The sequence below is a fragment of the Mucilaginibacter gilvus genome, assembly GCF_004054195.1.
Classification (GTDB): domain Bacteria; phylum Bacteroidota; class Bacteroidia; order Sphingobacteriales; family Sphingobacteriaceae; genus Mucilaginibacter; species Mucilaginibacter gilvus.
Genome location: NZ_SBIW01000001.1, coordinates 385,592 through 406,407 on the forward strand (window position 1 = coordinate 385,592; position 20,816 = coordinate 406,407).

The window sequence follows — 20,816 nt, forward strand, 5'->3', positions numbered from 1 at the left end:
CCTCCGCTACCGGGGGCGTATGTGTAACGGGTTTGGCGTTACCGGCTTTGGCGTTACGGCCCGGTGTACAACAGGCTTTGGTTCCGCTGTTTTATGTTCTGCCGGCTTTACCGCAACAGGTTTAGCTTCGGCAGGTTTTTCGTCTGTAACGTTATCCGCCTTGTTAACGATGGATTCTGTAATAACCGGTTCGCTTTTTACCCTGTTCATTCGCACTGCACGTACAGAGTCTTCTGCGGCGCGTTTTGCCTTTTCCTTTACCGTATTAAGGGAATCTACCAGGGTTTGGTTTTTAACGCCTATTACCTGGTTGTTGTATTTAATGTTGATGACTTTATAAGCATCCCAACCTACCATAGGCAAAGCCTTTTGGTAAAATGCTTTGAGGTTGCCAAAGCGCAGTTCCAGTGAATCTGCCGTTCCCAGTAAGATCCGTTGGTTACCTACCCGGGGGATCAGCTCTATCTCATGATCTTTGTTAATATAGATCTGTGCTATCTGCGCATCCCAAAGCGAATCGTTACGGATAAAATCGGCCGTTTTAAAAAGGTCCCTGGCCAATGCTGTGTGCAGCGAATCTACCTTGTTGGCAAAAAGCTCGTCTATAAAACCGTTGGCTGCAATTACCCTCGCGGTAAAGTTTTGCGATAGCGGCATCTTTAAACCATGCTGATCAACGTAAAAATCCTGGTCGAAACGGTTCATCACCCTTAATATGGGCTGGCGCTGGCTTACTTCAACCTGTATCACACCATCCATATCGGCATAAACCTTGGCAAACTCAATAAAAGGGTTGTTTTTCAGTTTTGTTTCCAGGTCGTGCAGGTCTATAGTTTCTATACGGCGGCCAATAAGCGTATGGCTGTCCATTTGCAAAATATGGTCAACCTCCTGCCTGTCTATAAAGTAATGACTACCCGGTATGTAAACCTTAATGGCCGAGCAAACCACCTCATTTTTTTTAATGGATATGAAACTCATCAGCACCACCAAACCGGCCAGGCTGAGTGTCCAGCCTAATCCAATTAACAATGGTTTCCAAATACGTTTCTTAAACATGTTGTAATATCTCTCTTAATGGGTTTACCAATGTATCTATATCTCCTGCGCCTACGGTTAAAAGCAGCTCAGGTCTTTCATTTTTGATGATACCGAGACTCTCCTGTTTGCCTACAAGGCGCTTGTTTTCCAGTTTCATCAGGTTCAGCACCATATTGCTGTCCACACCCGGTATTGGCAGCTCGCGGGCCGGGTAAATCTCCAGCATCAAAAGCTCATCGGCCATATCCAGCACTTCTGCAAAGCCGTCCACAAAATCGCGGGTGCGGGTAAATAAATGCGGCTGAAACATCACCGTTAACTTCTTATCCGGGTAGAGCCTTTTTACCGATGTAATGGCCGCCCGCAATTCCTCGGGATGGTGCGCATAATCATCTATATAAATGTGCCCTTCGTTTTTAACAATATACTCGAACCGGCGCTTTACCCCTTTAAATGAACCCAATGCTTCGCGGATAGCGTCGCCCGAGATCTCTAACCTTAACGATGCTTCGATAGCGGCTACCGCGTTCTCTATATTGTGCAAACCCGCTATACCCATCCTGATGTTTGGGATGGCGGTTGAACCGTTATCAAAATCGAAATGGAAGTTGCCCTCTTCGATACGGATGTTACTGCCCATGGCGCCGGCTTCGCCGTTTACGGTGTAAGTAAAACCTTCGGCCAGCGGCAGGCCCTTTTTATAGATGAGCACACCGCCCGGCTTTATCTGCGAAGCAAACAACCTGAACGATTCTTCGAGGTGCGAGTGGTCTCCATAGATATCCAAATGATCGGCATCCATAGAGGTGATAATGGCGGTATCCGGACTCAGCGTTAAAAACGACCTGTCATACTCGTCTGCCTCAACTACTACAATATCGTTTTTTCCATACAGCACATTGGTGTTGTAGTTGGATGAAATACCACCCAAAAAAGCCGAGCAATCTTTGCCCGAATCTTTCAGGATATGCGCTATCATGCACGAGGTAGTGGTTTTACCATGGGTGCCTGCCACCGCTATGGTGAACATGCCCCTGCTGATGATCCCCAATACCTGCGAACGTTTCTGCAGATCGAACGCTTTGGTTTTAAAATAATTCAGAATTTGAGAATCCTTGGGGATGGCCGGCGTATAGATCACCAATGTGCCGTCGCAAGGCTGCTGAAAACTCATTGGGATCCAATCCAGCCTGTCCTCAAATACTACCCGGATGCCTTCGTTATGCAGGGCATCGGTTAAGGGGGTGCTGGTTTTATCGTATCCACATACAACACAACCCAAATGATGGAAATAGCGCGCAAGGCCGCTCATGCCTATGCCGCCTATGCCTACCAGGTAAACCCGCTGTATGTTTTTTAATTCCATTGTCTTATTTCTTTAAAAACCTCTATTCTCCAATCAACTATTCACTAACCATAAAAAAGGCTATCCCCGCGTTCTACGGGGATTAGCCAGATCTAATTGTTGTTTGTTATTTGGATAACCTCTTTCGCGATAACCTCATCGGCATTTGGCATGGCCAGCCTGCCAATGTTATCGCTTAATTTCTTTTGTAAACTTTTATCGTTCAATAGTTCTAATGCTTTATCAACCAGTTTTGCTTCGGCATCGCGGTCGGCCACAAACGCGGCGGCATCTTCTGTTACCAGGGCCAAGGCGTTTTTGGTTTGGTGATCCTCCGCCACGTTTGGCGATGGCACCAGTATCACCGGTTTTTTGATCACACACAATTCGGCAATAGTGCCCGCACCGGCGCGAGAAATGATAACATCCGCAGCGGCAAAGGCCAGATCCATACGGTTTAAAAATTCTACTACGCAAATGTTTGGGTGAATATTATCGCCCAGTTGCTCTTTAATGCCTTTGTAATAAAACTTACCCGTTTGCCAGATCACCTGTACATCAGCCTTGATAATTTTATCGAGCCCGGCCATGATGCTTTTATTTAGAGTGCCGGCACCGAGGCTGCCACCAGTGACCAGTATCGTTTTTTTGCGGGATGAAAGCTTATACAACTCCAGCGCCTGCATGTGCTTGCCCGCAATATCTACCGATTCCTTACGGATAGGGTTGCCGGTTTTGATAATGCGTTCTGCCGGGAAAAATTTATCCATGCCATCAAAGGCAACACATATCTTTTTGGCTTTTTTACCCAGCCATTTATTGGTGATACCCGCGTAAGAGTTTTGCTCCTGTATTAAAGTTGGGATGCCCATAACCGAAGCCGCGTACAATAACGGACCCGAAGCATAACCACCCACGCCTACACAGGCATCGGGCTTAAAATCTTTAATGATCTTAACGGCCTTGCGCACGCTACTGATCAATTTTATTGGGAACATCAGGTTCTTCATAATTGATTTACGCTGGAGCCCCTGTATATCCAAACCAATAATTTCATAACCGGCAGCCGGAACTTTTTCCATTTCCATACGGCCGCTGGCACCAACAAATAATATTTCGGTAGCAGGGTTCAGCTTTTTCAAGGCATTGGCAATAGCAATAGCCGGGAAGATATGCCCCCCTGTACCTCCGCCGCTAATGATGACGCGGAGCCCCCCAGCCCCCTGAAGGGGGAGCTTTTGATTAGTACCGTTGCCTTGCGTTTTCATTTTTTTGGATTCCACCGATTATTTTTTGTGATTTCACAGATTACTCTGATGATTTCAACGATTTTATTTTGATCCTTTTCTTTTATTCCCTGTCTCTAATTGTCCCCCTTCTAACTTCTGCTCCCCCTTCAGGGGGGCTGGGGGGCTTCCACTACGCTTCCCTTATCTCTCCTACTACCACTTTCTTTGGTTCATCAATATCGCGGCTTACGGATAATATAATACCGAAAGCGATACTGGTAAACAATATGGATGTACCGCCCATACTCACCAATGGTAACGACACACCGGTTACCGGGCCTAAACCCACGGCCACCGCCATGTTGGCAAATGCCTGTATGGTTAAGCTAAAACTTAAGCCTGCCGCCAGCAGCGCGCCAAAGGCTTTCGGGGCCTTGGTTACTATTTTTATGCATCGGTACAGCAGGAACAGGTATATGCTGATCACTACGATACCGCCAAACAGGCCGTACTCTTCTACAATAATAGCGAAGATCTCATCGGAGAACGCCTCCGGCAGATAGTTACGCTCGGTACTGCGGCCCGGCCCTTTACCAAAGAAGCCGCCCGTTGCAATGGCAATTTTGGCGTGGTTCCCCTGGAAAAGTTTGTCCTTATCGGCCAGTTCCGGGTGAAAGAATGCCTTTACCCTGGATATGTGTGTTGCACGTCGAGACCCTAAGAACAGCATCGCCGTTAATAAGAACATCCCTGCTACGCAAACAACGGCTATCTGCTTTATGCTGATACGCCCCATAATAAGCAGCAAAATGCTTACGCCAAACAGCATCAAACCGGTTGATAAGTTGGCCGGCCCAATGAGCGCGAATATCACACACACCGACCCCATGATAGGGATGAAGGAATTTTTTACATCCTTTATATTTTCCTGCTTGCGCGATAATATGCGCGCCAAATAGGTGATCAGCGCCAGCTTGGCCAGATCGGAAGTTTGGAAACTAAGCCCTGTACCCGGTATGGCCAGCCACCTGCTTGCGTGGTTAATGTGCGACCCAAAGAACAAGGTGAACAACAGCAACGGTATGGTAACGATCATCAGTATTTTAGAGATGCCGGCATAGTAGCGATAATCCAGCCTGTGCGAAACGTACATCAATATGATACCTGCAATGATCATGAACATGTGCTTCATCAAAATAGACTCCACCCCGACGCCCCTTGTATAGGCAAGTGTACCAATTGAACTATATACTGCCAGCATAGAAATGGTCGACAGCATCAATACAATGAGCCATATCCAGCGGTCTCCCTTTACGTTACTGAGTATAGCGCTCAGCCCCCCAGCCCCCTGAAGGGGGAGTTTTTGATTTGCTTGATTGCCTGTGGTATCCATTACCTCTTCCTGTTACTTTACGCTTTATCTTTCTTCCAATTTTATAAATCCGAAATCGAAAATCCGAAATCCGAATTTTGTTCCCCCTTCAGGGGGTTAGGGGGCTCCCCTACAGTTCCTTCACCGCATCCTTAAACTGCCTGCCTCTATCTTCGTAGTTCTTGAACAGGTCGAAACTTGCGCAGGCTGGTGATAGCAATACAGTATCGCCTTTTTCGGCTAAGTGGTATGCTATCTGGGCCGCTTCTGCTGCCGAACCAGTGTTTACGATGATCTCCGTATCGTCTTCAAAAGCATCGTGGATGCGTTTGTTGTCTTTACCTAAACATACAATGGCCTTTACCTTTTGCCTTACCAACTCTTTCAGCATGCCGTAATCGTTCCCTTTATCCACGCCACCTAAGATCAAAACAACAGGGCTGCTCATGCTTTCCAGCGCGTACCAGGTAGAGTTTACATTGGTAGCCTTAGAATCGTTGATGAAAGCAATGCCCGAAATTTTGGCAACAAACTCCAAACGGTGTTCTATATTGCGGAAATTCCCCATGCTTTCGCGCATTGTTTCGTTGCGCAACTCCAGCACTTTTGCTACAATACCTGATGCCATTGAATTGTAAAGGTTGTGTTTACCCTGCAGGGCCAGTTCGGTAATAGACATTTGAAAATGTTGTTGGTGTATGTTTATGACAATATTGTCCTTATCGAGATACGCTCCCGTTTCAATCGTTTTTTCTATGGAGAACGGCAGCTGTTGCGCGGTTATCGTTTTACCCTCCATTACTTTCAGCGTTTCCGCATCATCGGCGCAGTAGATGTAATGATCTGCCGCTGTCTGGTTGTGTGTTATCCTGAATTTGGATGCCGCGTAGTTCTCCAGTTTGTAATCGTACCTGTCCAGGTGGTCGGGTGTGATGTTCAGCAAAACCGCTATATCCGCCCTAAACTTGTACATGTTATCCAGCATAAAGCTGCTGATCTCCAGCACGTAATAATCAAAGCTTTCCGTCGCCACCTGGTAAGCAAAGCTTTTGCCTATGTTACCTGCCAGCCCAACATTTAAACCACCATTCTTCAGGATATGGTAAGTAAGGCTTGCGGTAGTTGTTTTACCGTTACTGCCGGTGATACAAATCATTTTAGCATTGGTGTACCGCCCGGCAAACTCTATCTCGGATATCACCGGAATATTGGCTTCTATCAGTTTCTTCACAATCGGGGCCTTATCGGGGATACCCGGGCTTTTAACTACTTCAACCGCGCTTAAGATCTCAGCCTCAGTATGTCCGCCTTCCTCAAAACGGATGTTCCAATCCTGCAGTTGTTTTTTGTAGTTATCCGCTATCGCTCCAAAATCCGAAACAAAAACATCATAACCCTTCTGCTGAGCCAGGTACGCCGCCCCAACACCGCTTTCGCCAGCGCCGAGGATAGCAAGGCGCAGAGCCCCCCCCGCCCCCTGAAGGGGGAGCTTTTGATTGGCTGGGTTGTTGTTCGGCATTTGCATTGTTCTTTTATCTTTGTCTTTCAATCCTTATTCTAATCCTACTCCCCCTTCAGGGGCCAGGGGGCTCCTACCTCAATTTCAGCGTTATTACCGTTATAATGGCCAGCATGATGCAGATGATGTAAAACCTCGTTACGATCTTGCTTTCGTGGAAGCCTTTTTTTTGGTAATGGTGATGCAATGGTGCCATTAAAAACACCCTGCGGCCCTCGCCGAAGCGCCTTTTAGTCCATTTGAACCAGCCTACTTGTATAATAACCGACATGTTCTCTATCACAAAAATTCCGCAGAGCACCGGGATCAACAACTCCTTACGGATCACGATGGCAAACACCGCGATGATACCTCCAATGGCCAAACTACCCGTATCGCCCATAAAAACCTGCGCCGGGTAAGCGTTGTACCATAAAAAGCCCACGCATGCCCCAACAAACGCTCCCGCAAATATTACCAGCTCGCCCGAGTTGGGGATATACATAATGCTGAGGTAATCTGAGATGATGATATTACCCGATACATAGGCCAAAATGGCCAGCGTTAAGCCAATAATGGCGGATGTACCCGTAGCCAGCCCATCAATACCATCTGTTAAATTTGCACCGTTGGATATAAACGTGATGATGATAATAGTAAAGAACATAAATACCATCAGCGCATAATGCTCGTAACCGGGGCCAAGAAACTTCAACACCTTACCGTAATCAAACTCGTTGTTCTTATAGAACGGCATGGTGGTTTTTGTGCTCTTGATGTCTTGTGTAAGTACCTGCTTATCGCCACGCATGTGGAAATCCACCCTCACATCGTATTTAACTGGGAGCTTTACCTCCTGGCGCATAGTGATGCCGTTATTGAAATACATCGTCCAGCCAATAAACAGTGCCAGTACAACCTGCCCTGTTATTTTAAACCTGCCCGCTAACCCCTCTTTATTCTTTTTAAATACTTTTATGTAATCATCTAAAAAGCCGATAGCGCCCAACCAAACGGTGGTCACCAGCATCATAATGATGTATATATTATCTAACTGGGCAAACAGTAACGTAGGGATAAGTATCCCCAGCAAAATAATCACACCACCCATTGTAGGTGTACCCGATTTTTGCATCTGGCCTTCTAAGCCCAGGTTACGTACTGTTTCGCCAACCTGTTTAAAGCGCAGGTAATCTATCAGCCTGCGGCCATAAACCGTAGTCACCAATAACGATACAATTACCGCCATAGCCATCCTGAACGTGAGGTACTGAAACACCCCCGCCCCCGGAATACTGTAATTTTTATTTAAATAGCTAAACAGGTAATATAACATGCGCGTCGCTTGATGTGCAGATATGCCGATGTGCGGATGTGCAGATGAAGGAAATATTATCTCCCAACTACAGTCCCCGATGTGCCTATTTGCGGTTTATGTTTAAATTATCGTTGTTTATATTAATCGGTTATTCTCTATTCTCAAATTCCTTTTTCTCATCTGCATGTCAAAAGCTCATTTGCACATCTGCTTATCCTCGCATCTGCACATCTAACTCATCTCCTTAAACTGGGCTAAAATCTCTTCCATATCATCAAAGTGGTTCTTCACGCCATTGATGTCCTGGTACTTTTCGTGGCCTTTGCCTGCCAGCAGGATAATGTCTCCGGGCTGAGCAAACATGCAGGCGGTTTTTATAGCTTCTCTTCTATCCGCAATGCTTACCGTATGCCTTTTAAATGCCGGGTCGATACCTGCTTCCATATCCCTGATGATCTGGGCCGGGTCTTCGGTACGGGGGTTGTCTGATGTCAGGATCACCTTATCGCTCCATTCGCTGGCTACTTTTGCCATAATGGGGCGCTTGGTTTTATCCCTGTCGCCACCGCAGCCTATTACGGTAATTACCTTTTCTTTTCCCTTGCGGATATCGTGTATGGTGCTCAATACGTTTTGCACAGCATCCGGCGTGTGGGCGTAATCTACAATGCCTATCACCTTGTTTGGCGCTACAATGTATTCAAAGCGCCCCTCGGCACCGGTTAGTTTGCTCAGGCTCACCAATACCTTGCTCCTATCCTGCTCCAGTAATAAAGCCGCAGCGTAAACCGCCAGCAGGTTGTAAGCATTAAAAGTGCCTACCAGCTTAAACCAAACCTCGTCGTTATCTATATTTAAAAGCAAGCCACCAAATTGGTTCTCAATAATGCGTGCCCGGTAATCGGCCATGCTTTTTAGTCCATAGCTTTTTTTGTGTGCCGCTGTATTCTGTAGCATCACGTTGCCGTTCTTATCGTCGCTATTGGTTAAGGCGAAAGCGCTCTTTGGCAGGTTATCAAAAAATGTCTTTTTCGCTTTCAGGTAGCTGTCAAACGTTTTATGGTAATCGAGATGATCGTGCGTTAAATTGGAAAAGATCCCTCCCGAAAACTTCAGGCCTTCTATCCGATATTGCGCTATAGCGTGCGAGCTTACTTCCATAAAGCAGTAATCGCAGCCTTCGTCAACCATGCTGCTCAGCAACTCGTTTAGCGCTACAGGGTCTGGCGTGGTATGGGTGCTTGGGATAACCCGGCCGTTCACCTGGTTCTCCACGGTAGAAAGCAAACCGCATTTATAGCCCATATCCCTAAACAACTTATAAAGCAGCGTAGCAATAGTGGTTTTACCATTAGTACCGGTAACGCCTACCAGTTTTAAGTTTGATGAAGGGTTCTCGTAAAAATTAGCGGCAAGCGTACCCAGGGCTTTTGCTGAGTTGTTCACCATTAAAAAATCAACCTCGGTAGCGGTATGGGCAGGCAGTTCCTCGCAAATAACCGCCACAGCGCCATCTTTTATCGCTTGTTCTATATAATCGTGCCCGTCTACAACGGTACCTTTTAAAGCTATGAACAACGCGCCCGGCACAACTTTGCGCGAGTCGAACACTATGGCAGATATCTCCACATCGGCACTACCTTGTAATTCGGTAAATGCTACCCCTTCCAACAAATCGCTCAAATATCTCATTGCAGTTCTATTGTTATTTTAGACCCTTTTGGTATTTGGCTGCCCCCGGTAACCGACTGGCTGTTAACCGAGCCACTCCCGCGCACCGCAACTTTATAGCCCGCGTTACCCAAAACATATAGCGCATCGCTCAGGCCCATCCCGGTAACATTTGGTACCGTGCCGGCCTTTACTTTATTTTCCTCAAAAGCAATCCCGTTGCTGGTGTCTATGCCATTTGCAGCCGCGTTTAGCGATGCATACAACGGCTTAACGCCCAATTGCCCGTAAACCTGTTTCAAGGCCCTGCTGTTACCCGGTTTGGTTTGCGGTAAAGTTGTATTGCCTACATAACGCACCGGCGGATGCTCAATACCCAGGCTGCTGGCGTACACCTTTTCGCAGATCTCTTTAAAAGCAGGTCCTGCTGTTGAAGCAGCGTAGTAGCCGTTCTTAGGGTCGTTTATAACCACAATGAGCGAATACTTTGGATGATCTGCCGGGAAATATCCGCAAAACGATGATTGGTACTGTTTTTTGCCTTTATATCCATTGCGGCCATCTGCCACCTGCGCGGTACCCGTTTTACCGGCTATCCTGAACAGGCTGCTTTTTACATTGGTTTTACCGGTACCTTCGCTCACAACACCTTCCAGCATCTCCTGCATTTTTTTCAGCGTAACAGCCGAGCACATTTTAGGATTGATCGTTTTCGCCTCAAAACGCTCGATGGTGTTGCCTAAGCGCCTTATTTCTTTTACAAAAATTGGCGATATGTACTTGCCGTTATTAGCTATAGCGTTGTAAAACGACAGCATTTTAAGCGGCGTTAACTGCATCTCGTAACCATAGGCCATTTGCGGTAGGGTCATATACTTGTTCCAGCTCGCGTTCTTAGGATTTTTAACCACGGGTTGCGCTTCACCGGGAATCTGCAGGCCAAACTTCTCGTTCAGGTGCCAGCTATACAGATGATTGGTAAACTTAGCTTGGTTGTTGGTATAGTACCTGTTAACCAATGAAGCCACCGCCGCGTTTGACGATTCCTCGAAAGCCCGTTTCACACTCACTGTACCTATACTCCCGTGCGAATCCTTTATAATATGACTGTTACCCGGGATCTTATAATTTTCGGTACTCACCATGTTATTGGTATCTACCATTTTATCTTCCAGCAGCGCCATGTACGATGCTACCTTGAAGGTAGAACCCGGATCCTGGTTGCCGGCGATAGCGTAGTTAAACTTCTCTTTAAATGAACCATCGGGCATTTTGGTGTAGTTAGCCACCGCGCGGATCTCACCGGTAGCAACCTCCATTAAAATAACGGTACCGTGGTCGGCATCGCTTGTTACCAATTGCTTTTCCAATGCGCTTTGCGCGATGTCCTGAAAATTGATATCGATGGTGGAAATAATATCCGCGCCTTCTTTGGGGGCGATATCGTCCTCTTCGTTAACAGGGATCCATACACCACCGGCAAGGCGCTGCTCCAAGCGTTTACCGCTTTCGCCGTTTATATAGCTGGTGTAAGCCCCTTCCAGCCCTACGCCGTTTTTCACATTCTCATTTTTGTAACCAATGGTACGCGCGGCCAGCGACTTAAACGGCAGGATGCGTTTATTTTGCGGCTCAACAATTAGCCCGCCTTTGTATTTACCCAGGTTAAATACCGGGAACTTGCGGATATCCGCCAATTCGCGATAGCTTACTTTACGCCTGATGAGTTGGTAACGCGACCGCTCTTTTCTCGCTTCGCGGAAGATCCTCGAATAATCCTTAGCGGGCCTGTCTTTAAAATAATTAGCCATCACCATCGATAGCGAATCTATCTTCTCATCAAACACCTTGTCATCGGCAATACCCGCCGCGGTCATATCCAAATGCAGATCATACTCCGGCACCGAGGTAGCCAGCAAACTACCATCCGAAGAGAAAATATTACCTCTAGCAGCCTCTACCGTTTTATAACGTGTGGAGTTTTCCTGGGCCATGGCTTTCCACTTCTCGCCCTGTGCTAACTGCACCCGGCATAACTGAAAAATTACCGCGCCCGCAAATAGCAGTATCAACCCAAAAGCCAGGTATACCCTTAGCAATATGTTAGTTCTTATACTCATTTCTGCTCACCCTCCTTTACTACAATTTTTTGCGGTGGCTGCTCCGGTTGGCGAATCCCTAAAGAATCGTCTTCGGCGCGTTTTGCCACTTCGGTTAACGTACTTTTAAATGCCAGTTCGGCCTTGCTGCTTTTGTACTCCCAGCTCAGCTCTTTTACCTGCTTGCCTACTTTATCAATATCGCGTATGTTGTTATCAGATACGTGCCTCAACCCTATATACACCATGCACAAAAAGGCGATGTAAAAAACAAAGGGCAGCGCCCGTGTAACATCCTCAGAAGTAACCACCCCGTTTTTTAAGAATTGCGTTAAAAAGTTATCGGGGAGGCCTTTTGATGGCTTCTCCTCTACAATAAGCTCCTGTTCGGCTTCTTCTTCCTGAATTTCTGAACGGAAACGGTTACTCATTTTTTTACAGCTATTCTCAATTTCGCGCTACGCGCCCTGTTATTTCCAACTATTTCTTCTGCCGATGCTACGATGGCCCCACGGCTTACTGCATCAAGCGGCTTATTATTGTTACCATAAAGATCCTTCTCCACCTCACCGCTGAATTTGCCTTTGGCGATGAAATTCTTTACCAGCCTATCCTCTAGCGAGTGGTAGCTCATTACTACCAACCTGCCGCCAACCGCCAGCACTTCTGCCGATTGTACCAGAAAATCTTTCAGGGCTTCCAACTCCTGGTTCACCTCTATCCTCAGCGCCTGGAAAACCTGCGCCAGGTATTTATTCTCCTTCCCTTTCGGAATGCGGTTGCTTATCGCATTCTTCAGATCAGCTACGGTAACAATCGGACCGTTAAGCCTTGCGGTTACAATGGTATTAGCCAGCGATTTAGCATTCTGAATTTCGCCATACATCCCAAAAATGCGGTGCAGATCGGCTTCGCTATAGGTGTTTACCACTTCTTTAGCGCTCAGGTCACTTTGCTGGTTCATGCGCATATCCAACTCGGCATCAAACCGGATAGAAAAACCGCGTTCCGCCTGGTCAAACTGGTAGCTGGATACACCCAGGTCTGCCAGGATCCCGTCTACCGGGATAGCGCCATGCAAACGGCTAAAGTTTTTCAGGTACCTGAAGTTCTGGTCGATGAAAGTAAAGCGCTTATCATCGATCACATTTTGCTGCGCATCGGCGTCCTGGTCAAAGGCAAGCAGTCGCCCGTCTTCGCCCAAATGCTTCATAATCTCGCGCGAGTGCCCACCACCGCCAAAAGTTACATCCACATAGGTACCGTTTGGCTTAATAACTAAGCCTTCAATACACTCTTGCAGCATAACGGGGGTATGGTAATTACTCATTTACTCGTTTTTTGTTACCCATTACTTCTTCGGCCAGTTCGGCAAAATTTTCCGGCTCGTTGGCTATCATTTTTTTATGCGCCGCGCTATCCCAAACTTCAATTTTGTTCAGCATACAGGTAAGCACTATATCGCTACCAATGCCGGCATGTTCAAACAGGTTCTTAGGAAGGTTAACCCTCCCCGCGCTATCCGGGATCATTATAGTGGCACCGGCGGTAAAATATCGCACAAACTGGATACTTTTCCTGTCGAATTCGTTAAGTTTGCTCAGTTCATCCAATTTTTTGTCCCATTCTTTTTTGGTGTATATAACCAGGTAATTCTCGAGGCCACGATTGATCACAAGACCCTCAGAGTCAGCTTCGGGAAGCTGCTTTTTGAGGCCCGCGGGGATCATCATCCGCCCCTTGGCATCCAGTTTACATTCGTATTCACCTGTTAAATAGGACATTTGTATTGGTTAACATTTTTAGTAATGTAAAAGTATAGGTTTTCTCCACTTTTTAACACTTTTTCCCACCAAAAAGTTTTCAACATTTTTTGGGGCTGCGCGGCTATATAAAATGCCGATTAATTATAGCTTTGGGAACCCTATTTTACAGGGTTTAAACAGGTTATAAGGATGATCATAGTAATACAGTGCGCCGACAGGATTGGGCTTGTGGCGGGCATTTCGGGCTTACTTTCGCAAAAGCAATTCAATATTATTTCGATGCAGGAGCACGTAGACAAGGGCGAGCAGCTTTTTTTTATGCGCATTGAGGCAGATACCACCAACGGCACCGCCCAACTGGAAAAAGACTTGTTGCAGATATTGCCGGAGGGAGCTATCGTCAAAATAAACCCTAATACCGAAAAGAAAGTTATTGTACTGGTAACCAAAGAGTACCATTGCCTGGCAGATATACTGGTACGCAATTATTTCAATACGCTTGGCGCTACCGTGCAATGCGTAATTGGCAACCACGCCACCCTGCAGGATATCTGCCAGCGGTTTGATATCCCATTTTACCCAGTGATTTTTGAGGGTGATAACAAGCGCTTTGAAGAAACCCTTTTAGAGATAATTAGTCAGTACGAATACGATTATATAGTACTGGCCAAATTTATGCGGATCCTTTCCGCGGATTTTGTGGGGCACTTTGGCAAAAGAATCATCAATATACACCACTCGTTCTTACCGGCCTTTGCTGGCGCCAGCCCCTACCGGCAGGCACACGAACGCGGAGTAAAACTCATTGGCGCAACCGCACATTATGTAACCGATCAACTGGACGAGGGGCCGATCATCGCGCAGCAAATTATACCCGCGAATCACTCGCATACGGCGCAGGATATGGTGAAGGCCGGCAAGGAAATTGAGACCGCCGTTTTAGCCAAAGCCCTTAAACTGGTGTTTGACGACCGGGTGTTTGTTTACAAGAACAAAACGGTGGTGCTGGAGTAGGGATAGCTAAAAATTTTACTTAAATTAAATTTTCTTCAGATAAGTCTTAGTAGATTTAACGGATATGTGTATATTGGAGTGCCAATAACCTTATTTATATGCGTAAAATAGCCCTTTTAAGCCTCCTAACATTAGCCATTTTCAGCAGCTGCAAAAAAAGCGGCGATACAAAACCAGAGGTTTCTGTAAACGCGGATATAGCAGGTAATTTCCAGCTAACTTCCTATGCGCGAAACGATTCTAAAGAGTATACGGCTACCGAGTTTACGTGTTTGTCTACAAATATTTTTGCCATCAAAACGGATAATACTACCGCTGCTTACACTACAACGGGGCTTAGCTGTCCGGTATATCCACCACCCACGGGGCTGGCGGGTTTCAGCATAGGCGGTGGTAAAGACACCATTCGCTCTACCTATGTACGAACGGGCAATAATTTGGTTGTGAGTTACAAGCGAAGTACCGGCGAAACTGTTAAATCTTACGCCTACTTGACTACTGTGGGTGGAAAACTAAACGCTACGATAAAGGATACCATCACAGGTTTTTCGGGCCTGCCAATTTATATTACTGCTATTTACGTTAAACAATAGTTGTAAGCCCGAAGCCTAACGTCGGAAATTAAAAGTCAAACGATTTTAACGGCTATTACCAGGGTTTAAAAATCGACCTTAAAAAGGCACGTAAAAGGCGCGTTTTTTGCCTTTATTTTGATAAAAAAGCGCAAATTTTAGCGCTTTTTTTGATGCAAAATTGAGCGTTTTACCAATCTGTACTATTCAAACACAATATTATCCGACCCAGACACTTTGCTCACATGGCAATTACAACCACCCGAGATTTTTAAAATAGCCGACGCGGTTTTATTGGTAGCCACGTTGGTAGCGGTAATTTTCAGGTCGTCGCCCTCCGTAGAAAGTTGCTTTTTATTGGCATCGGTTACAAAAACATAGCTACCCGCCTGATTAACCATACTACTCATCCCTTCTGCTAAAATGGCTGTGTTGGTGCGCAGGTTTAGTACTTTTACATCTTTTACTGTTACAGCCTTACCTGCCTTATCAACAAAGTTTACGCTGAGCGTTACAAACTGCATAGTACACATTTGTCCGGTGGGGCAACCATCTGTTTTGAGCTTTTTACTGCACGCGGCAAAGCTGGTTACTACAGCTAAAAATGCTATCAGTTTGATGAGAGGGGTACGTATCATAAGTTTCGGCTTTTACGGGTAACGCAAAACCGCGGCAATTGTTGGCATTAATTGCTTACTATTCAAACACTATCTTATCCGGGCCGGATATTTTACTGATATGGCAATTACACCCGCCGGATATTTTTAAGATAGCCGAAACCGCTTTATTAGTCGCGTTGCTGGTAGCGGTAACTTTTACATCGTCCCCATTAGTAGAAAACTCATCCTTGTTGCTATCAGTGGCAATGTAATGAATATCAGGCGAGAAGCCCGGGTCTATGGTATTCTTAGGAACAATCGCCTTACCGGTACGCTGGTTGATAATGGTGAGATCTTTTACGGTAACGTTATCACCATTTTTATCGGTAAAGGTTACTCCTAATGATCTAAATTCTTGGGTACAAAGCTGTTGGGCATCGCATCCGGAGCTTTTAGCGGCTTCTTTACAGCCGGCAAACCCAATGGCGATAACGCAGAGCAGGCAAGTTATTTTATTGATCATAACGTTGGTGTTTTATATGTATGACGTTAAGCAATGTATAAGTGCAACAGCCTTGCTTTATTAAAGCTTTAAAGCAACTGGTTAAACTCCAACCGCTCGCCATCCGGCCCGGTGATATTGAAATACTTGCAGCCCCGCTCCCAAAATTGCAGAAATACGGGGGCTGGTTCTATCATATTAAAGCCCGCTTGTTTAATGACGGCATAAGTAGCATCGATATCAGAAACATCGAAAGCAACATGATCTATGTGCCCGTTTTTCCGCGTTCTTATTTCGGCAAGTTCAATCCCCGGCAACTGGTAAAGCTCTATTATCATGCTGCCCCGCTTCATCATTACACAGGTTCCGCGCTGGCCTTCGGCGCCAAAACCGGCCTGCATTACATTAGCAAAGCCAAGGCGCTCGTAAAAAGCCTGCGAACTGATGATATTAGTTACCGGGATACCAATGTGCTGGATAGCGTTGATCTGCAGATCTATAGCTTGCATCATGCTACTGCCTAAAGTTAGTTTGAAAATTATTTTATCTTAGCACAAGATACATATTTAATGATGACTGCCTTAAAACCTAAACTTATACTACTCCCGCTTATTTCGCTATTGGCTTTGGCTCTTCTGGCGGGTTGTAAAAAAACGGCAGTTTTGCCTGTAAAAAGGATCTCTGATAATACCTGGTCGCTCGATGGTAAGCATTTTGTAACGGCGAGCAACCGGATCATTACAGCGGGCGAGCCGGAAAGTGAGATCGTATTCCAGGATTCTTATATACCAGATCTCGCCATTCTGGTCCTTATATTCAAAAATATCCCGACAAGCAGCGGAACATACAAACTTATACGCGATACCCTGGAGCCATTGGGAGATAAGGAAATGAACCTGGTTAGCAAGGCATCGGATACCGGATCGTGCACTTATATTGGGGAACCAATAGACATACAAGTTACGGTAACCGGCGGCAAAGTAAAATTGACCATACCCGAAGTAAATATGAAAAGCTATGATCCGTCTAAACCGGCTTATGAGCTATCGGCCGCTGTTTATGAACGGTAAACCCCTAAATAATACCATTCCGATGAAGATAATTGCAACCATATTAATAGCCCTTGTAGCGCTCGAACACATTTATATCCTATGGATAGAGATGTTTGCCTGGACCACCAAGGGCAAGGCCACCTTTAAATCCTTCCCCGAACACCTGTTTGAACCTACCAAAACACTTGCTGCAAACCAGGGCCTTTACAATGGCTTTTTAGCAGCGGGGCTGATATGGTCGCTAATAATCAGTGACCCGATATGGGCTAAAAATGTAGCGATGTTTTTTTTGGCTTGTGTTGTAGTAGCCGGGCTTTACGGCGGGCTTACCGCCAGCAAGGGTATTTTAATAAAGCAGCTTTTACCGGGGGCGATAGCTTTGGTGGCGGTGATGGTGTGGATGTAGCGTATTGATTGATTGACACAACCCGTTTTATACTTAAAAAACACCGGGGTAAAAAAGGCGCCTTTTATGTTAACCCTGTAAAATATCAACTAATTGATTACCAACATATTAAAAGTTAACACTTTGAAAATGTGTTAACTTTTGTAAACTTTTTAGAATGCGGGCGGGCATGTCGTAAAAGCGCGCGTTAAGCACACACAACAAGCCCCCCCTTTATACTACATTACCCTCACCTTTAAAAAACTGGGGTGTGCCTTTGAGTTATATACCCGGTGGGTTTCTTTCTTAAAATCGGTATCCTTAGCTTTCATAATATCCTGAAACTGCTGGGTGTTGCGGTCAATCAGCGGGAACCAGGTACTTTGGATCTGGATCATAATGCGGTGCCCTTTTTTAAAGGTGTGCAATACATCCTGCAACTCAAAGTTTACCGGGGTTACCTTGCCGGGTACAAACGCCTCGGGTTTTTCAAAACTGTTGCGAAATTTACCACGTATCGGCTCGCTGCGTACCATTTGCTCGTAACCTGCCATGTTTACCTCTTTGGCTGTGAACTGGTTGTTGGTGGCGGTATCGGGGTAAACGTCAAGTACTTTCACTATAAGATCGGCATCTGTGCCCGTGGTGCTGAATTTGAGGTTGGCCCAAATGTTACCCGCTATGGTTACGTCCTTATCCAGTACTTCTGTTTTATAGGTAAGTACATCGGCGCGTTTCTCCGCAAAACGGTTATCAGCGGTCATATACTCGCGCTTCATGTCGAAATCTGTACCATCTATAAATGGCACCGGGTTCATCGGGTCTGATACGTATTCTTTATAATCATCCGTTGCCGCGGTTGGCGCGCTGAATGATAGCTTGCCGCCCGGCAGCAGGTAAAGGTTTTTCTCTTCGGCTTCTTTTGGCGGCCAGGTATTATAGCTTTTCCATTGGTTTACGCCGGTTTGGAAAGTAGATACCTTTGGCAGATTCAGCGGGGTGCCTTTTAAGTAGTGACTAAAGAAAGCGAACTCAATTTTATCGCGGTAATACGGTCCGGTTGGCCCGCCAAAGCTCACATCGCCCAGGTGATCGCCATTACCCCGTGCCCAGCCACCGTGTACCCACGGGCCCATGGCAAAGTAGATAGGTGTAGTTGGGTTCTTTTGCGCTAATGTTTTATAGGTATTTATAGCACCGTACAGGTCTTCGGCATCGTACCAGCCGCCGGTTACCAATACCGCGGTTTTAATATCGTGCAGGTGTGTTAATACGTTACGGTCTTTCCAGTGCTGGTCGTAATTTGGGTGATCCAACATCTCGTTCCACAAACGGATGGTATCTTTAAAATACTTATCATTCGTATTTTTCATCGAACCCATATCCATAAAAAACTTGTACCCATCGTTTGTGCCGGGGTTAAAACGACCGCCGCGGCGCTGGGTTGGTTTATCGTCCTGCCTGTTGGTAAAGCCCGGGTAAAAGCCAAAGTTGGCCACCAGCATAAATGCCCCGTTGTGCCAGCCATCATCGCGCCAAAGATCGGCAATGGGTGCCTGCGGCGATGCAGCTACCAATGCAGGGTGGCGGCTTAGCAAGGCTGTAGTGGTATAAAAGCCAGGATACGAGATGCCCCACACCCCTACTTTACCATTGTTGTTCGGCAGGTTTTTGATCAGCCAGTCTATAGTATCATAGGTATCGGTACCTTCGTCTACGTGGTTATTGGTTTTGTGTACCTCCTTTTCAGGTGTCATTTCTTCATAAATCCCCTCGCTCATCCATCGGCCGCGTACATCCTGGTAAACAAAAATGTACCCATCCCTTAAAAATTGTGGCGACGGGCCAAGGCTTCCCTTGTATTTATCTACCCCATAAGGCGCAACACTGTAGCAAGTGCGATCCATCATAATGGGGTATTTTTTGGTCTGGTCTTTAGGCACATATAACGATGTGAACAGCTTTTTACCGTCGCGCATAGGCACTTCGTACTCAAACTTGGTGTAGTTATCTTTTATATACGCGGCATCGCCTTGCGCGAGTGCGCTTGCGACAGAAAAAATAAGGCAGAGGACTATGAAGGTTAATTTTTTCATCAGATGAATTTTGATGCATTAAAAGTACATAATTAAATAAAAATGCCCCTATAATTTGGGGCTGATACAAATATGTTACGTTGGGGTTTGTAAACCCGGGGTAAGCGGCGGGTTTAAGAGGCCCGGCATTCCAGGGCGGATAATTAATTTACTTCCAGCGCCAATCCAACTCCTTGGTTACTTCAATTTCAGGGTTTTGAAATATGGCAAGCAGATCGTCCACAAAGGAGCCAGTAGTCACCGCCGACTTAGGGATAACAAGCGCGTCGCCTGTATTTAAGCGAATGAAGTAATGCGTGCCTATCTCGTTTATTTCAGATACTTCGCTTACGTTGATCTTACTCTCGCCCGTTACATCTTTTGTGTCGATAACATCCTGTTGAAAATCAATTACGCATTCTTTGCCTATCCTGTAGCTAAGTTTATCTAATACGAATTTACGGTAGTGCTTTTTGTAAGCGTAGCGCTGGTAAAACGGATAAAAAATGAGGCTTATTACACCGGCGGCTGCAAAGTAGTAGCTATAAAATGTATTCTGATCTTTGAATAAAAAACCGATTATAAAGAAGCACCCCGATACAACCAACCACGACCTTCTCCGATTAGCCTTACTCCGCCTATTTTTTGATGCGGAATAGAGCAAATGGGTTAGAAAATCATCTTCGGTTAATACAACTTTTACTATCATTAACTTATTATTTTAATTAAGGCGAGGAAACAAAACCTTACTCGCCAGCTGTCTTTTTGCTACGCAGATACTTGTCAGAGAAATTCCCCAGATCCTTATTGTGCAGGTAATCATATATCGCCCAATCTTCCACATCGCTTTGCTTAATCAGCACAGGATCGCCGGGGTGGATGGTCTTTAAATACAGGGCCGAATCTGCAAAGATCCCTGTAAACTTTCCATCGATATATTTATAAACTACGCTCCACATGTGCTCGTGCTCCTTGCCGTCCACAAAGTCAGACTTTACCAAGAACCGGTAATTGCTATCCAGCGCATGCGGCTTCAGGCTATCAATAAAGGTATTTATCTTAGCTTGCGCGGTATCTTTCAGCGCCAAAAATTGTTCGTCGTCCGTTTTTAAGTTGACCGACTGAACAGTGCCTGCCTTTTCTTTTTCCGCGTTATTGCAGGCACCAGCCGCCAAAAGCAGCAGTACGGGTGCTAAAAACCATTTCTTTGCCATACCTATAAAATTGTGTGTTGAAACAAAAAAGGCAACCATTTACATGATTGCCTTTGTATATCGA

The 20,816-nt window shown here is 45.9% G+C and carries 21 protein-coding genes; 4 read left to right on the forward strand and 17 right to left on the reverse strand.

Features of this window, described 5'->3' with window-relative positions; all coding sequences use genetic code 11:
* Positions 1 to 6 precede the first annotated feature (6 nt).
* The 11 genes from EPL05_RS01770 to mraZ form a co-directional block, all read right to left on the reverse strand.
* Complete coding sequence (locus EPL05_RS01770; RefSeq protein WP_208394648.1) at positions 7 to 1,059, reverse strand: cell division protein FtsQ/DivIB; 1,053 nt, start codon at positions 1,057 to 1,059, stop codon at positions 7 to 9.
* Positions 1,052 to 2,407: a UDP-N-acetylmuramate--L-alanine ligase gene (gene murC / locus EPL05_RS01775; protein ID WP_128531791.1), complete on the reverse strand. Its 1,356-nt coding sequence runs from the start codon at positions 2,405 to 2,407 to the stop codon at positions 1,052 to 1,054. The genes EPL05_RS01770 and murC overlap by 8 nt, the downstream gene beginning before the upstream one ends.
* A 92-nt stretch (positions 2,408 to 2,499) precedes the next feature.
* On the reverse strand, positions 2,500 to 3,654 hold the full coding sequence (gene murG, locus EPL05_RS01780; protein WP_128531792.1) for an undecaprenyldiphospho-muramoylpentapeptide beta-N-acetylglucosaminyltransferase: 1,155 nt from the start codon (positions 3,652 to 3,654) through the stop codon (positions 2,500 to 2,502).
* Between the two features lie 151 nt (positions 3,655 to 3,805).
* Positions 3,806 to 5,008 (reverse strand): FtsW/RodA/SpoVE family cell cycle protein, encoded by a 1,203-nt coding sequence (locus tag EPL05_RS01785; RefSeq protein ID WP_128531793.1) that lies wholly within the window; start codon positions 5,006 to 5,008, stop codon positions 3,806 to 3,808.
* A gap of 109 nt (positions 5,009 to 5,117) precedes the next feature.
* Positions 5,118 to 6,506 (reverse strand): UDP-N-acetylmuramoyl-L-alanine--D-glutamate ligase, encoded by a 1,389-nt coding sequence (murD, locus tag EPL05_RS01790; protein ID WP_243837191.1) that lies wholly within the window; start codon positions 6,504 to 6,506, stop codon positions 5,118 to 5,120.
* 73 nt (positions 6,507 to 6,579) lie between these two features.
* Positions 6,580 to 7,821, reverse strand: coding sequence for a phospho-N-acetylmuramoyl-pentapeptide-transferase (gene mraY / locus EPL05_RS01795; protein ID WP_128531795.1), 1,242 nt, complete (start codon positions 7,819 to 7,821; stop codon positions 6,580 to 6,582).
* A gap of 213 nt (positions 7,822 to 8,034) precedes the next feature.
* Positions 8,035 to 9,495 (reverse strand): UDP-N-acetylmuramoyl-L-alanyl-D-glutamate--2,6-diaminopimelate ligase, encoded by a 1,461-nt coding sequence (locus EPL05_RS01800; protein WP_128531796.1) that lies wholly within the window; start codon positions 9,493 to 9,495, stop codon positions 8,035 to 8,037.
* Positions 9,492 to 11,594, reverse strand: a complete 2,103-nt coding sequence (locus EPL05_RS01805; RefSeq protein WP_128531797.1) for a penicillin-binding protein — start codon at positions 11,592 to 11,594, stop codon at positions 9,492 to 9,494. Before EPL05_RS01805 ends, EPL05_RS01800 begins: the two co-directional genes overlap by 4 nt.
* Positions 11,591 to 12,004, reverse strand: a complete 414-nt coding sequence (locus EPL05_RS01810) for an FtsL-like putative cell division protein (protein WP_128531798.1) — start codon at positions 12,002 to 12,004, stop codon at positions 11,591 to 11,593. The genes EPL05_RS01805 and EPL05_RS01810 overlap by 4 nt, the downstream gene beginning before the upstream one ends.
* On the reverse strand, positions 12,001 to 12,903 hold the full coding sequence (gene rsmH / locus EPL05_RS01815) for a 16S rRNA (cytosine(1402)-N(4))-methyltransferase RsmH (protein ID WP_128531799.1): 903 nt from the start codon (positions 12,901 to 12,903) through the stop codon (positions 12,001 to 12,003). Before rsmH ends, EPL05_RS01810 begins: the two co-directional genes overlap by 4 nt.
* Positions 12,896 to 13,357 (reverse strand): division/cell wall cluster transcriptional repressor MraZ, encoded by a 462-nt coding sequence (gene mraZ / locus EPL05_RS01820; RefSeq protein WP_128531800.1) that lies wholly within the window; start codon positions 13,355 to 13,357, stop codon positions 12,896 to 12,898. The genes rsmH and mraZ overlap by 8 nt, the downstream gene beginning before the upstream one ends.
* A gap of 171 nt (positions 13,358 to 13,528) precedes the next feature.
* On the opposite strand from mraZ, the gene purU reads away from it, so the two are divergent.
* Both purU and EPL05_RS01830 read left to right on the forward strand, forming a co-directional pair.
* Positions 13,529 to 14,353 carry a formyltetrahydrofolate deformylase gene (gene purU, locus EPL05_RS01825; RefSeq protein ID WP_128531801.1) on the forward strand — a complete coding sequence of 275 codons (825 nt, stop codon included), beginning with the start codon at positions 13,529 to 13,531 and terminating at the stop codon, positions 14,351 to 14,353.
* A gap of 98 nt (positions 14,354 to 14,451) precedes the next feature.
* Positions 14,452 to 14,946, forward strand: coding sequence for a hypothetical protein (locus EPL05_RS01830; RefSeq protein ID WP_128531802.1), 495 nt, complete (start codon positions 14,452 to 14,454; stop codon positions 14,944 to 14,946).
* A 182-nt stretch (positions 14,947 to 15,128) separates the two neighbouring features.
* Here EPL05_RS01830 and EPL05_RS01835 read toward each other — a convergent pair whose 3' ends face one another.
* From EPL05_RS01835 to EPL05_RS01845, 3 genes are all read right to left on the reverse strand, one after another.
* On the reverse strand, positions 15,129 to 15,563 hold the full coding sequence (locus EPL05_RS01835; protein WP_128531803.1) for a hypothetical protein: 435 nt from the start codon (positions 15,561 to 15,563) through the stop codon (positions 15,129 to 15,131).
* 58 nt (positions 15,564 to 15,621) lie between these two features.
* Entirely contained in the window at positions 15,622 to 16,047 is a 426-nt protein-coding gene (locus EPL05_RS01840) for a hypothetical protein (RefSeq protein ID WP_128531804.1), read from the reverse strand.
* A gap of 68 nt (positions 16,048 to 16,115) precedes the next feature.
* On the reverse strand, positions 16,116 to 16,538 hold the full coding sequence (locus EPL05_RS01845) for a VOC family protein (RefSeq protein ID WP_128531805.1): 423 nt from the start codon (positions 16,536 to 16,538) through the stop codon (positions 16,116 to 16,118).
* Positions 16,539 to 16,595: 57 nt separating this feature from the next.
* Between EPL05_RS01845 and EPL05_RS01850 the strand changes: the two genes are divergently transcribed.
* Together EPL05_RS01850 and EPL05_RS01855 are read left to right on the forward strand one after the other, a co-directional pair.
* Positions 16,596 to 17,096 carry a hypothetical protein gene (locus tag EPL05_RS01850; RefSeq protein WP_128531806.1) on the forward strand — a complete coding sequence of 167 codons (501 nt, stop codon included), beginning with the start codon at positions 16,596 to 16,598 and terminating at the stop codon, positions 17,094 to 17,096.
* Positions 17,097 to 17,118: 22 nt separating this feature from the next.
* Positions 17,119 to 17,484, forward strand: coding sequence for a DUF1304 domain-containing protein (locus tag EPL05_RS01855; protein ID WP_128531807.1), 366 nt, complete (start codon positions 17,119 to 17,121; stop codon positions 17,482 to 17,484).
* Between the two features lie 218 nt (positions 17,485 to 17,702).
* Here the strand turns inward: EPL05_RS01855 and EPL05_RS01860 are convergent, their stop codons facing one another.
* From EPL05_RS01860 to EPL05_RS01870, 3 genes are all read right to left on the reverse strand, one after another.
* Positions 17,703 to 19,559: a CocE/NonD family hydrolase gene (locus EPL05_RS01860; RefSeq protein ID WP_128531808.1), complete on the reverse strand. Its 1,857-nt coding sequence runs from the start codon at positions 19,557 to 19,559 to the stop codon at positions 17,703 to 17,705.
* Positions 19,560 to 19,707: 148 nt separating this feature from the next.
* Positions 19,708 to 20,247 (reverse strand): YcxB family protein, encoded by a 540-nt coding sequence (locus tag EPL05_RS01865; protein ID WP_128531809.1) that lies wholly within the window; start codon positions 20,245 to 20,247, stop codon positions 19,708 to 19,710.
* Between the two features lie 37 nt (positions 20,248 to 20,284).
* Positions 20,285 to 20,752 carry a DUF2314 domain-containing protein gene (locus tag EPL05_RS01870; RefSeq protein ID WP_166727607.1) on the reverse strand — a complete coding sequence of 156 codons (468 nt, stop codon included), beginning with the start codon at positions 20,750 to 20,752 and terminating at the stop codon, positions 20,285 to 20,287.
* Positions 20,753 to 20,816: the final 64 nt, after the last annotated feature.

What these genes read in the sequence shown, in the direction of transcription:
- EPL05_RS01805 (WP_128531797.1), bottom strand. Translation starts at nt 11,594, where the DNA reads ATGAGTATAAGAACTAACATATTGCTAAGGGTATACCTGGCTTTTGGG.
- rsmH (WP_128531799.1), bottom strand. Translation starts at nt 12,903, where the DNA reads ATGAGTAATTACCATACCCCCGTTATGCTGCAAGAGTGTATTGAAGGC.
- EPL05_RS01845 (WP_128531805.1), bottom strand. Translation starts at nt 16,538, where the DNA reads ATGATGCAAGCTATAGATCTGCAGATCAACGCTATCCAGCACATTGGT.
- EPL05_RS01770 (WP_208394648.1), bottom strand. Translation starts at nt 1,059, where the DNA reads ATGTTTAAGAAACGTATTTGGAAACCATTGTTAATTGGATTAGGCTGG.
- EPL05_RS01840 (WP_128531804.1), bottom strand. Translation starts at nt 16,047, where the DNA reads ATGATCAATAAAATAACTTGCCTGCTCTGCGTTATCGCCATTGGGTTT.
- purU (WP_128531801.1), top strand. Translation starts at nt 13,529, where the DNA reads ATGATCATAGTAATACAGTGCGCCGACAGGATTGGGCTTGTGGCGGGC.
- EPL05_RS01830 (WP_128531802.1), top strand. Translation starts at nt 14,452, where the DNA reads ATGCGTAAAATAGCCCTTTTAAGCCTCCTAACATTAGCCATTTTCAGC.
- EPL05_RS01860 (WP_128531808.1), bottom strand. Translation starts at nt 19,559, where the DNA reads ATGAAAAAATTAACCTTCATAGTCCTCTGCCTTATTTTTTCTGTCGCA.
- EPL05_RS01835 (WP_128531803.1), bottom strand. Translation starts at nt 15,563, where the DNA reads ATGATACGTACCCCTCTCATCAAACTGATAGCATTTTTAGCTGTAGTA.
- EPL05_RS01785 (WP_128531793.1), bottom strand. Translation starts at nt 5,008, where the DNA reads ATGGATACCACAGGCAATCAAGCAAATCAAAAACTCCCCCTTCAGGGG.
- murD (WP_243837191.1), bottom strand. Translation starts at nt 6,506, where the DNA reads ATGCCGAACAACAACCCAGCCAATCAAAAGCTCCCCCTTCAGGGGGCG.
- EPL05_RS01850 (WP_128531806.1), top strand. Translation starts at nt 16,596, where the DNA reads ATGATGACTGCCTTAAAACCTAAACTTATACTACTCCCGCTTATTTCG.
- mraY (WP_128531795.1), bottom strand. Translation starts at nt 7,821, where the DNA reads ATGTTATATTACCTGTTTAGCTATTTAAATAAAAATTACAGTATTCCG.
- EPL05_RS01870 (WP_166727607.1), bottom strand. Translation starts at nt 20,752, where the DNA reads ATGGCAAAGAAATGGTTTTTAGCACCCGTACTGCTGCTTTTGGCGGCT.
- EPL05_RS01810 (WP_128531798.1), bottom strand. Translation starts at nt 12,004, where the DNA reads ATGAGTAACCGTTTCCGTTCAGAAATTCAGGAAGAAGAAGCCGAACAG.
- EPL05_RS01800 (WP_128531796.1), bottom strand. Translation starts at nt 9,495, where the DNA reads ATGAGATATTTGAGCGATTTGTTGGAAGGGGTAGCATTTACCGAATTA.
- EPL05_RS01855 (WP_128531807.1), top strand. Translation starts at nt 17,119, where the DNA reads ATGAAGATAATTGCAACCATATTAATAGCCCTTGTAGCGCTCGAACAC.
- murC (WP_128531791.1), bottom strand. Translation starts at nt 2,407, where the DNA reads ATGGAATTAAAAAACATACAGCGGGTTTACCTGGTAGGCATAGGCGGC.
- EPL05_RS01865 (WP_128531809.1), bottom strand. Translation starts at nt 20,247, where the DNA reads ATGATAGTAAAAGTTGTATTAACCGAAGATGATTTTCTAACCCATTTG.
- murG (WP_128531792.1), bottom strand. Translation starts at nt 3,654, where the DNA reads ATGAAAACGCAAGGCAACGGTACTAATCAAAAGCTCCCCCTTCAGGGG.
- mraZ (WP_128531800.1), bottom strand. Translation starts at nt 13,357, where the DNA reads ATGTCCTATTTAACAGGTGAATACGAATGTAAACTGGATGCCAAGGGG.